The organism is Bacillus sp. NMCC4 (genome assembly GCF_002998555.1).
In the GTDB taxonomy this organism is placed as follows: domain Bacteria; phylum Bacillota; class Bacilli; order Bacillales; family Bacillaceae; genus Bacillus.
The window spans coordinates 318,952-332,493 of sequence record NZ_PVRA01000002.1; the positions used below are offsets into that span (position 1 = coordinate 318,952).

Annotated in this window: 18 protein-coding genes; all 18 read left to right on the forward strand. The window is 41.2% G+C overall.

What is annotated here, in order from left to right; all coding sequences use genetic code 11:
- The first annotated feature begins 5 nt into the window (after positions 1 to 5).
- The 18 genes from fliG to flhB are packed head-to-tail and all read left to right on the forward strand — an operon-like array spanning position 6 to position 13,539.
- Positions 6 to 1,022 (forward strand): flagellar motor switch protein FliG, encoded by a 1,017-nt coding sequence (gene fliG / locus C6Y02_RS05890; protein ID WP_008344808.1) that lies wholly within the window; start codon positions 6 to 8, stop codon positions 1,020 to 1,022.
- On the forward strand, positions 1,015 to 1,779 hold the full coding sequence (gene fliH / locus C6Y02_RS05895) for a flagellar assembly protein FliH (protein WP_034662367.1): 765 nt from the start codon (positions 1,015 to 1,017) through the stop codon (positions 1,777 to 1,779). The genes fliG and fliH overlap by 8 nt, the downstream gene beginning before the upstream one ends.
- Positions 1,776 to 3,092, forward strand: a complete 1,317-nt coding sequence (fliI, locus tag C6Y02_RS05900; RefSeq protein WP_034662365.1) for a flagellar protein export ATPase FliI — start codon at positions 1,776 to 1,778, stop codon at positions 3,090 to 3,092. The genes fliH and fliI overlap by 4 nt, the downstream gene beginning before the upstream one ends.
- A gap of 8 nt (positions 3,093 to 3,100) precedes the next feature.
- The gene (gene fliJ / locus C6Y02_RS05905; protein WP_034620036.1) at positions 3,101 to 3,544 is read left to right on the forward strand and encodes a flagellar export protein FliJ; all 444 of its coding nucleotides are present in this window, start codon (positions 3,101 to 3,103) and stop codon (positions 3,542 to 3,544) included.
- A 12-nt stretch (positions 3,545 to 3,556) separates the two neighbouring features.
- Positions 3,557 to 4,255 carry a MotE family protein gene (locus tag C6Y02_RS05910; protein WP_106030839.1) on the forward strand — a complete coding sequence of 233 codons (699 nt, stop codon included), beginning with the start codon at positions 3,557 to 3,559 and terminating at the stop codon, positions 4,253 to 4,255.
- On the forward strand, positions 4,256 to 5,578 hold the full coding sequence (locus C6Y02_RS05915; RefSeq protein WP_066030909.1) for a flagellar hook-length control protein FliK: 1,323 nt from the start codon (positions 4,256 to 4,258) through the stop codon (positions 5,576 to 5,578). It begins immediately after the preceding gene.
- Positions 5,578 to 6,024: a flagellar hook assembly protein FlgD gene (gene flgD, locus C6Y02_RS05920; protein WP_060596260.1), complete on the forward strand. Its 447-nt coding sequence runs from the start codon at positions 5,578 to 5,580 to the stop codon at positions 6,022 to 6,024. The genes C6Y02_RS05915 and flgD overlap by 1 nt, the downstream gene beginning before the upstream one ends.
- Positions 6,025 to 6,041: 17 nt before the next feature.
- Positions 6,042 to 6,833: a flagellar basal body rod protein FlgG gene (gene flgG, locus C6Y02_RS05925; RefSeq protein WP_034662356.1), complete on the forward strand. Its 792-nt coding sequence runs from the start codon at positions 6,042 to 6,044 to the stop codon at positions 6,831 to 6,833.
- Positions 6,834 to 6,870: 37 nt separating this feature from the next.
- Positions 6,871 to 7,086, forward strand: coding sequence for a swarming motility protein SwrD (swrD, locus tag C6Y02_RS05930; RefSeq protein ID WP_034662354.1), 216 nt, complete (start codon positions 6,871 to 6,873; stop codon positions 7,084 to 7,086).
- Positions 7,083 to 7,511, forward strand: coding sequence for a flagellar basal body-associated protein FliL (gene fliL / locus C6Y02_RS05935; protein ID WP_034662353.1), 429 nt, complete (start codon positions 7,083 to 7,085; stop codon positions 7,509 to 7,511). Before swrD ends, fliL begins: the two co-directional genes overlap by 4 nt.
- 32 nt (positions 7,512 to 7,543) lie before the next feature.
- A complete protein-coding gene (fliM, locus tag C6Y02_RS05940) occupies positions 7,544 to 8,542 on the forward strand; it encodes a flagellar motor switch protein FliM (RefSeq protein ID WP_003212239.1) in 999 nt (332 codons plus the stop codon).
- The gene (fliY, locus tag C6Y02_RS05945) at positions 8,532 to 9,656 is read left to right on the forward strand and encodes a flagellar motor switch phosphatase FliY (protein ID WP_034662352.1); all 1,125 of its coding nucleotides are present in this window, start codon (positions 8,532 to 8,534) and stop codon (positions 9,654 to 9,656) included. Before fliM ends, fliY begins: the two co-directional genes overlap by 11 nt.
- A gap of 27 nt (positions 9,657 to 9,683) precedes the next feature.
- A complete protein-coding gene (cheY, locus tag C6Y02_RS05950) occupies positions 9,684 to 10,046 on the forward strand; it encodes a chemotaxis protein CheY (RefSeq protein WP_007499584.1) in 363 nt (120 codons plus the stop codon).
- 18 nt (positions 10,047 to 10,064) lie between these two features.
- The gene (fliZ, locus tag C6Y02_RS05955) at positions 10,065 to 10,724 is read left to right on the forward strand and encodes a flagella biosynthesis regulatory protein FliZ (RefSeq protein ID WP_034662351.1); all 660 of its coding nucleotides are present in this window, start codon (positions 10,065 to 10,067) and stop codon (positions 10,722 to 10,724) included.
- Complete coding sequence (gene fliP, locus C6Y02_RS05960) at positions 10,717 to 11,382, forward strand: flagellar type III secretion system pore protein FliP (RefSeq protein WP_007499580.1); 666 nt, start codon at positions 10,717 to 10,719, stop codon at positions 11,380 to 11,382. The genes fliZ and fliP overlap by 8 nt, the downstream gene beginning before the upstream one ends.
- A 16-nt stretch (positions 11,383 to 11,398) precedes the next feature.
- Positions 11,399 to 11,668, forward strand: a complete 270-nt coding sequence (fliQ, locus tag C6Y02_RS05965; RefSeq protein WP_003211206.1) for a flagellar biosynthesis protein FliQ — start codon at positions 11,399 to 11,401, stop codon at positions 11,666 to 11,668.
- 6 nt (positions 11,669 to 11,674) lie between these two features.
- The gene (gene fliR / locus C6Y02_RS05970) at positions 11,675 to 12,454 is read left to right on the forward strand and encodes a flagellar biosynthetic protein FliR (RefSeq protein WP_034662349.1); all 780 of its coding nucleotides are present in this window, start codon (positions 11,675 to 11,677) and stop codon (positions 12,452 to 12,454) included.
- Complete coding sequence (gene flhB / locus C6Y02_RS05975) at positions 12,451 to 13,539, forward strand: flagellar biosynthesis protein FlhB (protein ID WP_106030840.1); 1,089 nt, start codon at positions 12,451 to 12,453, stop codon at positions 13,537 to 13,539. Before fliR ends, flhB begins: the two co-directional genes overlap by 4 nt.
- The last annotated feature ends 3 nt before the right edge of the window (positions 13,540 to 13,542 follow it).

Consider the following 13,542-nt stretch of genomic DNA (forward strand, 5'->3'; position numbering starts at 1 on the left):
TACACATGTCGAGAAAAGATCCAAATCGACTAACAGGCAGACAAAAAGCAGCAATCCTAATGATTTCCTTAGGGCTAGACGTGTCAGCATCTGTATACAAACATCTGTCTGAAGACGAAATAGAAAAATTAACATTAGAAATTTCCAATGTACGAAGTGTAGATACCGCTAAGAAAGATGAAATCATCGAAGAGTTTCACAGCATCGCCATCGCGCAGGACTACATATCACAAGGCGGTCTTATGTACGCAAGACAAGTGCTTGAAAAAGCGCTTGGTGAGGACAAAGCGGACAGCATCTTAAACCGATTAACATCCTCGCTTCAAGTGAAACCGTTTGATTTTGCTCGAAAGGCTGACCCAGAACAAATCTTAAACTTTATCCAGCATGAGCATCCACAAACCATCGCGCTCATCCTTTCCTACTTAGATCCAGTCCAAGCTGGGCAGATTTTATCTGAATTAGGTGAGGAAGTACAAACAGAGGTTGCGAGACGTATTGCTTTAATGGACCGCACATCTCCAGAGATCATCAATGAAGTGGAACGCATTCTTGAACAAAAGCTTTCTTCAACCTTTACGCAGGACTATACGCAAACGGGCGGGGTCGAAGCGGTTGTAGAAGTACTAAATGGTGTAGACCGTGCGACCGAGAAGACCATTTTAGACACACTTGAAATTCAAGATCCTGAGCTTGCTGATGAAATTAAGAAACGTATGTTTGTCTTTGAAGATATTGTCACTCTTGACAGTAGAGCGATTCAGCGTGTGATCAGAGATGTTGAAAATGATGACTTATTGCTCGCGCTCAAAGTGGCAAGCGAAGAGGTCAAAGAAATTGTCTTCCGCAACATGTCACAGCGAATGGTCGAAACGTTCAAAGAAGAAATGGAGTTTATGGGACCTGTCCGGCTTAGAGATGTCGAGGAAGCACAAACTCGTATTGTCAGCATCGTAAGACGACTCGAGGAAGCTGGAGAAATCGTCATAGCTCGAGGCGGAGGAGACGATATCATTGTCTAGGATTATCAAACATGAAACATCTGTTATTCCTGAGCAAGGCCGGCAAACGATTCCTTTGCAGCAAGTGGAGTTTAAAAAAGAACATCACGAAGAAGAGCTTGTCAATGAAACAGAAGCATCGCAGCTTGTACTAAGTGATGCTGAAGATCAAGCAAGCCGTATAGTAGAACAAGCAAATAGTGAGCTTGAAAAAACAATGGCTGAAATCAATCAGCGCCGCGCTGCTTTTGAAGAAGAAAGAATGCAGCTCATTGAAGAAGCGAAACAAGCAGGTTACCAAGATGGCTTCCAAAAGGGTGAAACAGATGCGAATATGCAGTACCAATCGATTCTTGATCAAGCGAATGACATTGTCAGTCTTGCCAAGCAGGATTACGAAGAAAAAATTGAAAGCTCCGCAGAAAAAATTGTGGAACTGGCTTTCGAACTCGCCAAACGCGTTTGGTACTCGGCTGAGGACACGAAAGATCAATTTTTGGCTCTCGTGAAGCAGGTCATTTCAGAAGTGAAAGAATATGACGATATTTCCATCTATGTTGACCCTGAACATTACGATCATGTGATGGAGTATAAAGACGAATTAATCAGAATCCTTCAAAAGGATACACACCTTGCCATTTACTCGGATGAAAAAGCGCCAAAAGGGACTTGTTACGTAGAAACAAGCTTTGGAAAAGTGGAAGCGAGTGTTGATACCCAAATGAATCAGTTGAAAGAAAAGTTACTAGAAGTCATTGATTCAGGTGATCACAAATGAACATTGATGTGTTAAAAGAAACAATTGAAACCGCCGATCCTTATAAACGATTTGGCAAAGTCAATCGAGTTGTTGGGCTGATGATTGAATCTAAGGGGCCGGAGAGTTCTATCGGAGACGTGTGTCTCATTCATAAAAAAGGGCGTAGGCACGATCCGATAAAAGCAGAGGTCGTAGGGTTTAGAGATGAAAACATTCTGCTCATGCCTTATGTAGAAGCATCCAATATTTCACCAGGAAGTCTAGTTGAAGCGACAGGTGAGTCGCTGAAGGTCAAAGTTGGGACTGGATTAATCGGCGAAGTTGTTGATGCCTTCGGTGATCCGCTGGACGGCAGTATGCTTCCAAAGGGACTTGCGCCTGTTTCGACAGAACAGTCTCCCCCAAATCCGATGGACAGGCCGCCGATTCGAGAAAAGATGGGCGTTGGTGTCAGAGTGATCGATAGTCTGCTCACAGTTGGCACTGGTCAAAGGATCGGGATTTTTGCTGGAAGTGGTGTTGGAAAAAGTACCTTAATGGGGATGATTGCAAAGCAGACAGAAGCAGATCTGAATGTCATTGCCCTTGTAGGAGAGCGTGGCCGTGAAGTTCGTGAGTTTATTGAAAAGGATTTAGGTGCCGAAGGACTGAAGCGATCAATTGTTGTTGTCGCAACTTCTGACCAGCCTGCACTGACGAGAATGAAAGCTGCTTATACAGCAACAGCTATTGCGGAATATTTTAGAGACAGAGGGAAAAATGTCATGTTCATGATGGACTCTGTTACACGGGTCGCTATGGCACAAAGGGAAATCGGTCTTGCAACTGGCGAACCGCCAACGACAAAAGGATATACGCCTTCGGTGTTCGCTATACTGCCTAAATTACTTGAACGAACTGGAACGAATCAGCTTGGTTCCATCACAGCGTTTTACACAGTGCTTGTTGATGGTGACGATATGAATGAGCCAATCGCTGATACAGTCAGGGGGATCTTAGATGGCCACATTGTACTTGATCGTGCTTTAGCCAACAAAGGACAATTTCCCGCTGTCAATATTCTGAAAAGCATCAGCCGCGTTATGAGCAATATCGCAAGTCATGATCACAAGGAGGCGGCCAACCGGTTCCGCCAGCTTTTATCCACTTATCAAAACGCTGAAGACCTCATTAACATTGGGGCTTATAAAAAAGGCTCCTCGAAAGACATTGATGAGGCCATGCAGGCTTATCCTCATCTGATTTCATTTTTGAAGCAGGATGTAGAAGAAGCTGTATCTATTGAAGACAGTGTGAATTTATTGCTCCGTTTGATGAATAGAGAGGATTGACAAAAACAGTGAGATATCAATACAAATTTCAAAAGCTCTTAGAACTGAAAGAAAGTGAGAAAGACAAGTCACTTGCAGCGTACCAACAATCCGTTTCAGCATTTGAGCAAGTCGCTGAAAAACTCTATGAAAATATGAGTAAAAAAGAATTAATGGAAAAAAGCAAAGAAGAAAAGCTGAGAAGTGGTATGAGTGTTCAAGAAATGCGTCATTACCAGCAATTTGTGACCAATTTAGATAACACCATTCAGCACTATCAGCAGCTTGTGATCATGAAACGCCATCAAATGAATGAAAAACAATCTGATTTAACTGAAAAAAACATTGAGTTTAAAAAGTTTGAAAAAATGAAAGAAAAGCAGTATGAAAAGTTTTCCCTTGAACATAAGGCCATTGAAATGAAAGAAATGGATGATATCTCTATCAGCCAATTCATGTTTCAAGGACATTAGGAGTCGAGATGAATGCCTAAGAAGGAAAAAACGAAGGAATCAAGCGGCGGTAAATTTCAATGGATCTTGTTTATTGTCATTATCCCATTGATTGTGCTTGTGATTGTGACTGGCACAATCCTTTATATTGCGGGTTTTGATCTAAAGAAACCGCTCCAAAACATTCCGGTGATCAGCAGTTTGGTTGGTTCAGATGACACCTCAAAAACGTCATCTTCACATAATGATCAAAGCGATGCAGAATTGAAGGAACTGAAAAAGACCATTAAAGAGCAAAAAAATGAACTTGAAATTGCGCAAAAAGATTTAAAAACAAGTGATGAAGAGATTAAAAGACTGAATCAAAAAATCAGTTCGCTTGAAAAAACATCTAAAAATGATGCGAATAATACGTCAGCGAGTGATAGTTCAACAAACAACACCTCATCAAGCGATACATCAGGTAATAATGCGTCAGGGACAACTTCTGATGGGGCAGGAGCCTCTAACCAGAAACCTAAAGGGAAGATTGTCAGTATCTATGAAAGCATGGACGCAGGGAAATCCGCCAAAATTTTATCAGAATTAAGTGATAAAGAGGCATTGAAGATCCTCGAAGAGCTGAGCAAAAATAAACTAACAGACATATTAGCAAAACTAACACCTCAGAAGGCAGCTACGTTTACGAAAGAGCTTTCTAAAAAAGAAAGTGAAAATGGGGGTGGACAATAAGTGAAGCTATTGGATATTGGAGCCTTACAGCAATCGTCTCAAGGTCTCTCGGGACCAAAGGGGAGCGGCGTGGCCTCTGCAAGCGGGTTGTTTAAACAATTACTTAGCGGAGCAGGCGCTCAAAGCGACCTTGTGAATACTGAGACAGCGGGTGCCACTCTTTCCATCAATGATGCGATGCAAATCATTGAAAAATGGATGCAATCACCTGAAGAAGGCATCAACGGAGACCTTCTTAGCGCGCTTCAAACACTTCAAGGTCAAACGCTTGATTCGTCTGATCTCAAGTCACTAGAAGAGCTATTTAAAAAAATGGAATCATCCATTTACGGTGATCAAGCTGATAAGCCAGCTTCTGAACATAGTGAGCAGCTCATACAAGTCCACTTTTTCTTATATCAACTGCTCAATCAACAGCCGCTCAGCTTTGATGCAAAGTTAGTGCAGGATATTGAAGCAAAGGGTCAAGACTTCATTCACTTTCTTTCAAAAAATGGGGTAGATGAGAAACTGATTCAGCAAGTAAAAGAGCAGTTTTTCTCGCAGGGTTCAGCACCAAAACTGAATTCGATGTCTCAAAGTGAGCTGAAACACTTTAATCAGTTAATCGACCATATGATGGCAAACGCAAAAGGATCAGACAAAGAGTTGAAAATTGCTTTAGGAGAGTTAAAAGAATTGGTCTCTCCAAGACAAGAATCTACTCTTGCTTCTCCGGCAAAAGGTGCTTCCTCCCTTGAATGGCTCATCAAAAAGGAAGTTGTCAAAGGACAAAGCACTGCTGCACCTGCTTCTGAAAAAAACATCACTCATACGCTTTTGCCAGGTCATAAGCAGTTTTTTCAACTGCAATCAGCAGCTCCTGTTCAGCAGACACAAACAACTGATGAAAAGCCAGGAACGGTTGATCAACAAATACTAAATACGTGGAAGCAAATGAAATTCACGCCATTTGGAAACTCAAGCGGACGCTTCACAGTTCGATTAAATCCAGAAAATCTCGGATTTATCACGATTCAGCTGACGAAGCAAAACGGGATGTATGCGAGTAAAATTACAGCTTCAACGCAAGCAGCGAAAGAGCTGTTAGAGCACCATCTGCCGCAGCTCAAACAGGCGCTTCCGAATATGTCGGTTCAAGTGGACCGTTTCCATATACCGCTTCAATCAAATGAGCAGTCGTTATTTGGACAGTTTAATGAAGAAAACAAGCAGCAGCAGTCAAAAGGGCAGAATTTCCAGAAGCCTGATGAACAGGAAGCAGAATTCCAAGATGTACTGGATGCTCTTGTTGGGTCAGATGAAGAAGAGGAGGAAATCTAATGGCAACAGTTGATGCTACAAATAGAACAGTCGCACAAACAGACACTTCTTCAAAGGCAGAAAAGAAAACAGATACGCTCGGTAAAGATCAATTCTTGAAAATATTGCTTACACAGCTTCAAAACCAAGATCCGACAAACCCACTAGATGACCGTGAGTTTGTCACACAGCTTGCAACATTTTCATCTTTAGAACAACAAACCAATATGAATGATTCTATTACCAAGCTGAATCAGCTCATGTCTACATTTGTTGCTCACCAAGATCCGTTTACGACGTATGTAGGCTGGATTGGTAAAGAAGTATCCGGTAAACAAGATGATAAAGAGATATCAGGCACTGTGAAGTCTGTTAAAAACATAAACAATGAATACTTCTTGTATTTAGAAGATGGAACGAAAATCAGCCCTTGGGATGTTACAGCAGTTGGAGAAAAAACGAAGTAATTCGAGGAGGAAAATAAATGTTACGCTCACTTTACTCAGGAATTAGCGGAATGAAAAACTTCCAATCAAAATTAGATGTTGTAGCCAACAACGTAGCCAACGTCAATACACACGGATACAAAAAAAGCCGTATCACTTTTAAAGATATGGTCAGCCAAACCATTGGAAGTTCTGGTGGACCAACGAACAACTCTGGTTCAATCAACTCAAAACAAATTGGTTTAGGATCATCTTTATCTTCTATTGATAAAATCATGTCAGCGGGATCTTCTCAAAATACAAATGAACCTTACGACTTCTATATCAATGGAGATGGGTTTTTCCGGATTGAAAGTCAAGGAGAAATTCTTTATACAAGAACAGGGAATTTCGACACTGATTCAGAGGGAAGCTTAGTCACCCCTGATGGAAATTATCTGCTTGGAATGAATGGACAAAAGATAACGATTCCAGACGGCGTTTCGAGTGTGAGTGTTGGTCCAGATGGAACGGTTTCGGTTGTTGAAAACAATGTATCAAGAACCGTTGGTCAAGTATCACTCGTATCTTTCCGTAACGCAGGAGGGTTAGACAAAGTTGGTGACAACCTTTACCGCCAGACCTTAAGCTCAGGTGCTCCAAGTAACCCTATCGTACCTGGTGAACAAGGAACGGGCGTCATCCAAACAGGTAAACTTGAAATGTCAAATGTTGATTTAACAGACGAGTTTACTGAAATGATTATCGCACAGCGTGGTTTCCAATCGAATGCAAAGACGATCACAACATCTGATGAAATCCTGCAAGAGCTTGTGAATCTGAAACGATAGGAGGTAGGGGGAGCGGTTTATCGCTTCTCTGCTTAATATGATTGAAGTGACAAGATTAAATGGCAAAGGATTTATGCTGAACGCTCTCCATATCGAGCAAATCGAAAGCTTTCCAGACACGACCATTACATTAGCCAATGGAAAGAAATTCGTTGTGAAAGAAGATAAAGAGCAGCTTCAAGAGAAAATCATTTCTTTCTACAGAAAAATCCAAGTCATTTCATTGAATCAAGGAATAGAGGAGTTTGAATGAAGAAGAAATTAGTCGTAGTAATGCTAATCATGATTATTGCCATCGTCGGAATTGGAGCAGGCATCTTTTTTCTGCTGAATGGGTCAGACGAAGCAAAAGCAGAAAAAGAGCCAACAGCAGATGAAGTCGTAAAAGCTTCTGTTGAAATTCCTGAGATTATTACTAATTTAAAGTCTGAAGGAAATGCTGTCAAACTTGTATTGAATATTGAAACGGACTCTGAAAAAGCAAAAGAAGAGCTCGAGAAAAGAAGTTTTCAAGTGAAAGACGCCGTAATCGACATTTTATCAGACACGAATGCAGATGAACTTGATGGCAAAAAAGGCAGAGAACATTTTAAAACACTAGTCAAAAACAAAGTGAATAACTATTTGCAAGATGGCAAGGTGAAAGAAGTATATATAACCTCCTTTAATCTGCAATAGAGGCGATTAATTGACACGATGGAGGTGAAGAAATGTCAGGAGAAGTGCTTTCCCAGAATGAGATCGATGCATTATTATCCGCCATATCTACAGGCGAAATGGATGCAGAAGAGCTGAAAAAAGAAGAAACGACGAAAAAAGTGAAGGTGTATGATTTTAAACGTGCACTGCGCTTTTCGAAAGACCAGATTCGAAGTTTAACAAGGATTCATGATAACTTCGCTAGACTGCTCACCACGCACTTTTCAGCTCAGCTAAGATCATATATTCAAATTACTGTCAGCTCGGTTGACCAAGTACCATACGAAGAATTTATTCGTTCGATTCCTAATATGACATTATTAAACTTATTTTACGTCAGCCCGCTTGAAGGAAGAATCATGCTTGAAGTGAACCCAACAATCGGCTATGCCATGATGGACAGGCTGATGGGCGGGATTGGCATTAGTCATAATAAGACAGAATCACTTACAGAAATCGAAACAAAGATTATCTCAAACATGTTTGAGGGAGCTTTGGAAAATTACAGAGAAGCGTGGCAGTCCATAACCGACATCGAGCCTGAAATGGCAGATTTCGAGGTAAATCCCCAGTTTGTTCAAATGGTGTCACCAAACGAAACAGTTGTCGTCATTTCTCTTAATACACAAATTGGTGAGGTCAGCGGGGTTATTAACCTATGTATTCCTCATGTTGTATTGGAGCCTATTATTCCGAAGCTGTCTGTACACTACTGGATGCAGTCTGAACGAAATGAACCAAAACAACAAGAAACAAAGGCCATTGAAAAACGGATTATGACGGCAAAAATACCGGTAGTCGCAGAGCTAGGGGAATCGGAAATGACGGTGGAAGAGTTTTTGAATTTGGAAATTGGTGATTGTATTGCCTTGGACAAACCAGTAAATGCGCCTCTTACTGTTATGGTCGGAAATAAACCGAAATTCTTGGGACAGGCCGGCCGCGTGAATCGGAAACAGGCGATTCAAATTCTAGATCACGACATAAGAGGTGAAGAAGATGGAGAATAACGGAAGTAAATTATCACAAGACGAAATCGATGCGCTCCTTAAAGGAGGCAGCAATGACGATATAGAGCCTGATACAATCCTTTCTGCAATGGAGCAAGATGCCATTGGGGAAATCGGAAACATTTCATTCGGTAGCTCTGCAACAGCACTTTCAACCCTATTAAATCAAAAAGTGGAGATTACTACTCCAACTGTTACAGTGATTCAAAAAAGTATGCTGAATGAGGAATTTCCTCATCCGTATGTCGCTATTGAAGTGAATTATACAGAAGGCTTCAGCGCAAGTAACTTGCTTGTCGTCCAGCAAACAGATGCAGCAGTCATTGCGGACTTAATGATGGGCGGAGACGGGACAAATGCTGACCCTTCTTTAAGCGAGATTCACTTAAGTGCAGTGCAAGAAGCAATGAACCAAATGATGGGTTCTGCTGCGACATCCATGTCGACGGTCTTTAATAAAAAGATTGATATTTCTCCGCCGCGCGTCGAATTACTTGATGTGAAAGAAGGAGAAGGGACAGACCGCATTCCAGCTGAAGAAATGCTTGTCAAAGTATCCTTCAGATTAAAAATAGGTGAACTCATCGATTCAAATATTATGCAGCTTTATCCTATTACATTTGCGAAGGATTTAATCGCAGAATTAACAGACCCTGCGCAAGAGGAAGAGCCGGTTCAAGACACTCAAGTGAGCACACCTGAACCTCAGCCGGCAGCTCCGCAAACGCAGTCTGCACCAGCGCAGCAAGCAGCTCCGGCGAAAAGACAGGCGAAGCCAAAGCCGGCAGCACCTGTAAATGTAGCACCTGTTGAATTTGAAGCGTTCAGTGAGCCTCAGCATACAACAAGCCAGCTTGGAAATCTTGATATGCTGATGGATATTCCGCTTTCCATTACGGTGGAACTTGGAAGAACTCAGCGCAGTGTAAAAGAAGTCCTTGAGCTTTCAGCTGGAAGTATCATTGAACTGGACAAACTTGCTGGGGAGCCAGTAGACATTCTGGTGAACAAACGAATTGTCGCCAAAGGGGAAGTCGTTGTCATTGATGAGAACTTTGGTGTTCGTGTGACTGATATATTAAGTCAGTCAGAAAGACTTTCTAATTTAAAATAAACAAACATATAGGGAGAGAATAAGTAAATGGCTACTAAGGTATTAATCGTAGATGATGCAGCATTCATGAGAATGATGATAAAGGATATTCTTGTAAAAAACGGATTTGATGTCGTAGGAGAAGCAGAAAACGGCGCTCAAGCAGTTGAAAAATACAAAGAAACTTCTCCAGACCTTGTCACAATGGATATCACAATGCCAGAAATGGACGGGATCACAGCGCTAAAAGAAATTAAACAAATCGACGCTTCTGCAAAAATCATCATGTGTTCTGCAATGGGGCAGCAGTCAATGGTTATTGACGCGATCCAAGCAGGTGCAAAAGACTTTATCGTGAAGCCGTTCCAGGCAGACCGTGTACTTGAAGCAATTAATAAAACGTTAGGCTAAAAAAGGGTGTAAGACTTGTTGAAAAAACGTTTGATATGTATAGCAATGATCAGTTTTTTGCTTTTCTTGACGATGCAGCCTGCCTCACTGTTTGCTGAAACGAAAGATCCTGAAAATGGCACAGTGAATGACTGGCTCAAAGAAGAGAAAGGCAGCAAAAAGGATACAGAAAAGACAACCACTGACAATCAAACGAATCCGGCAGAAGAAGTTCCCTCTTCTTCTGTCTCCATTATGGATTTTGTCAAAATGATTGGTGCTTTACTTTTTGTCATCCTGCTCATATATGGATTGGTGAGATTTGTTGGTAAGCAAAACCGCTTACTTAAACCATTTCGCTATGTTGAAAATATTGGCGGAACGACGGTTGGCCAAAACCGTTCAGTCCAGCTTATCAAAGTGGGCAGACGAGTATTAGTTGTTGGAGTAGCGGACTCAATCCAGCTGCTAAAGGAAATTGATGATGAACAAGAATGTGAAGCGATCGTGAAACAATATGAAGAAGCGATGGAAAGCAAAACAGATTTACCAAAAATCGTTCAAAAATTCACATCGCAGGTAAAGAAACAAAATCAGCCAACCACTTCTTCTTTTTCAGCCAATTTGAAGGCGCAGCTAGCCGAATTGAAAAAGACCCAAGCAGAAGTCAGAAAGAAAGGCCCGAAACAAAATGAATGAGTTTATCGATTTATTTAATTCCAGCGGTGCAGGGAACATTAGCACGTCTGTCCGTCTTCTTTTACTTTTAACCGTATTTTCGGTTGCACCAGGCATTCTCATTTTAATGACATGTTTTACACGAATAGTGATTGTACTTTCATTCGTTAGAACGTCACTTGCAACCAACTCAATGCCGCCAAACCAAGTGCTTGTAGGGCTTGCTTTGTTTCTCACATTTTTTATCATGGCACCCACGTTCTCAGAGATTAATAAAGAGGCACTGACGCCGCTTTTAAATGATGACATTACGCTAAATCAGGCATATGAAAAAGCCGAAGTGCCAATTAAAGAGTTTATGAGTAAACATACGAGACAGAAGGATTTGGCTTTATTTCTTAGTTACGCAAAAATGGATACACCTGAATCGATAAAAGATATTCCGTTAACGGCGATGGTACCCGCTTTTGCTATTTCAGAATTAAAGACGGCATTTCAAATTGGTTTCATGATCTTTATTCCATTTTTAATTATTGACATGGTGGTCGCAAGTGTCCTGATGTCAATGGGGATGATGATGCTTCCTCCGGTTATGATATCGCTCCCTTTCAAAATATTGTTATTTGTTTTAGTCGATGGATGGTATTTGATTGTTAAATCTTTGCTGCAAAGCTTTTAGAGTAGGTGCTTAAAACATGAGTTCAGAATTTGTCATTACGATGGCTGAAAGATCAGTGTATGTGGTATTGCTTGTCAGTGGGCCGCTTCTAGCGCTCGCTCTTATTGTGGGACTGATTGTCAGTGTGTTTCAGGCGACAACCCAAATTCAAGAACAGACGCTTGCGTTCATTCCTAAAATTGTTGCAGTTCTTATTGGGCTTGTTGTGTTTGGTCCATGGATGCTGTCAACCATTGTGTCCTTTACGACAGAGCTGTTCTCGAATTTAGATCGATTTGCAGGTTAACCAGCGATGTCAATCATAGAATTATTCCCTGCTTTTCTGTTAGTTTTTATTCGGATCACCGCTTTTTTTGTGACAGTACCGCTTTTAGCGCATAGAACAATCCCAGCTGTACACAGAGTTGGCTTCTCACTGTTTTTAGCCGTGATTAGTTTTAGCACGATTAAGGAACCGCCAGCACTCGACGTAGACGGTCTTTATATGATGCTTGCTGTGAAAGAAGCAATGGTCGGACTTCTGCTTGGACTGATTGCATATATCATGGTGTCCGCTGTTCAAATTGCCGGCTCATTCATTGATTTTCAAATGGGCTTTGCGATCGCCAATGTAATTGATCCACAAACAGGGGCGCAAACGCCGCTGATGGGGCAGTTTTTTTATACGGTCACATTGCTATTGATGCTGGCAACCAATGCACACCACCTGCTACTTGATGGAATCTATTACAGCTTTCAATATATTGCAGTTGATCAGTACGCACTGAATTTCGGCAGTGAATCCTTTGCTTACTTTATTGCAAAGAGTTTCAACCAAATGTTCATCATTGCCTTTCAAATCTCGGCACCGGTTGTCGCCAGCTTGTTTTTGGTCGATTTGGCACTGGGCATTGTGGCACGAACAGTTCCGCAGATGAACGTATTTGTGGTCGGACTTCCTATTAAAATGGGTGTGAGTTTTATTATGATCATCATCTGTATGGGCGTCATCTTCGGTGTTGTCCAAAATACATTTGATACGATTGTACTCACCATGAGGAATTTCTTAGCATTGGTCGGTGGTTCGTCATGATGACAAGGCTTAGACTAGACTTGCAATTTTTCGCAGGTGAAAAAACAGAAAAAGCAACGCCGAAAAAGAGACAAGATTCACGTAAAAAAGGTCAGGTTGCCAAAAGTACCGACGTCAATACAGCCATCTCATTTCTATTAATCTTTTTATCATTCTTTTTTATTGGGCCTTTTATGAAAGAGCGTATTATTGCGCTTATTGAACGTTTTTATTCAACAACCATGCTAATGAAGGTTAGCACATCTAATATTCATCAACTATTCATGGAATTGCTTCAGGAAACAGCGCTCCTTCTCATGCCAATCCTTGGTGTTGGTATGCTGGCAGGTGTCATCAGTAACTATTTACAAGTTGGCTTTCTCTTTTCAACAGAAGTCATCAAACCGAAATTAGAAAAGCTAGATCCTATCAAAGGGTTTAAACGGATATACAGTATTCGAGCCCTCGTAGAGCTATTAAAATCTATTTTGAAAATTGGTTTTGTTGGTTTTGCGACATTTATTGCACTTTGGATGCACTTTGACGAAATTCTGCGGCTTCCTTTATTAACAGCAGAGGAAACCCTTCATTTCGTCGCAAATATGACCTTGATTATGGGTCTATATGCAGCAGGCGCTCTAATGGTCTTAGCAGGGCTTGATTATATGTATCAGAAATTTGATTATGAAAAAAACTTGCGGATGTCTAAACAAGACATTAAAGATGAGTATAAAAAATCTGAGGGTGACCCGCTCATAAAATCAAAGATTAAACAGCGCCAGCGGGAAATGGCCATGAGACGGATGATGCAGGAAGTCCCAAAAGCGGACGTCATCATTACAAACCCAACCCACTATGCAATTGCTTTAAAATATGACGAAGAAAAGATGGACGCGCCCTTTGTTGTGGCAAAGGGAACAGATATTTTGGCTTTGAAAATTAGAACGATTGCGAAAGAGCACGATATCATGACCGTAGAAAACCGGCCGCTCGCTCGTGCACTATATGATCAGGTCGACATCGACCAAGCGGTGCCAGAGGAATACTTTAAGGCGATCGCAGAAATTTTAGCTTACGTATATAAAACGAAACAAAAGATTTTATGAATT

Bases quoted from the DNA above. Each gene is read 5' to 3' on its own strand.
- fliG (WP_008344808.1), top strand. From the start codon at position 6: ATGTCGAGAAAAGATCCAAATCGACTAACAGGCAGACAAAAAGCAGCA.
- fliR (WP_034662349.1), top strand. From the start codon at position 11,675: ATGTCAATCATAGAATTATTCCCTGCTTTTCTGTTAGTTTTTATTCGG.
- fliM (WP_003212239.1), top strand. From the start codon at position 7,544: ATGTCAGGAGAAGTGCTTTCCCAGAATGAGATCGATGCATTATTATCC.
- fliP (WP_007499580.1), top strand. From the start codon at position 10,717: ATGAATGAGTTTATCGATTTATTTAATTCCAGCGGTGCAGGGAACATT.
- cheY (WP_007499584.1), top strand. From the start codon at position 9,684: ATGGCTACTAAGGTATTAATCGTAGATGATGCAGCATTCATGAGAATG.
- swrD (WP_034662354.1), top strand. From the start codon at position 6,871: ATGATTGAAGTGACAAGATTAAATGGCAAAGGATTTATGCTGAACGCT.
- fliY (WP_034662352.1), top strand. From the start codon at position 8,532: ATGGAGAATAACGGAAGTAAATTATCACAAGACGAAATCGATGCGCTC.
- C6Y02_RS05910 (WP_106030839.1), top strand. From the start codon at position 3,557: ATGCCTAAGAAGGAAAAAACGAAGGAATCAAGCGGCGGTAAATTTCAA.
- fliL (WP_034662353.1), top strand. From the start codon at position 7,083: ATGAAGAAGAAATTAGTCGTAGTAATGCTAATCATGATTATTGCCATC.
- fliI (WP_034662365.1), top strand. From the start codon at position 1,776: ATGAACATTGATGTGTTAAAAGAAACAATTGAAACCGCCGATCCTTAT.
- flhB (WP_106030840.1), top strand. From the start codon at position 12,451: ATGATGACAAGGCTTAGACTAGACTTGCAATTTTTCGCAGGTGAAAAA.
- flgD (WP_060596260.1), top strand. From the start codon at position 5,578: ATGGCAACAGTTGATGCTACAAATAGAACAGTCGCACAAACAGACACT.
- flgG (WP_034662356.1), top strand. From the start codon at position 6,042: ATGTTACGCTCACTTTACTCAGGAATTAGCGGAATGAAAAACTTCCAA.
- fliQ (WP_003211206.1), top strand. From the start codon at position 11,399: ATGAGTTCAGAATTTGTCATTACGATGGCTGAAAGATCAGTGTATGTG.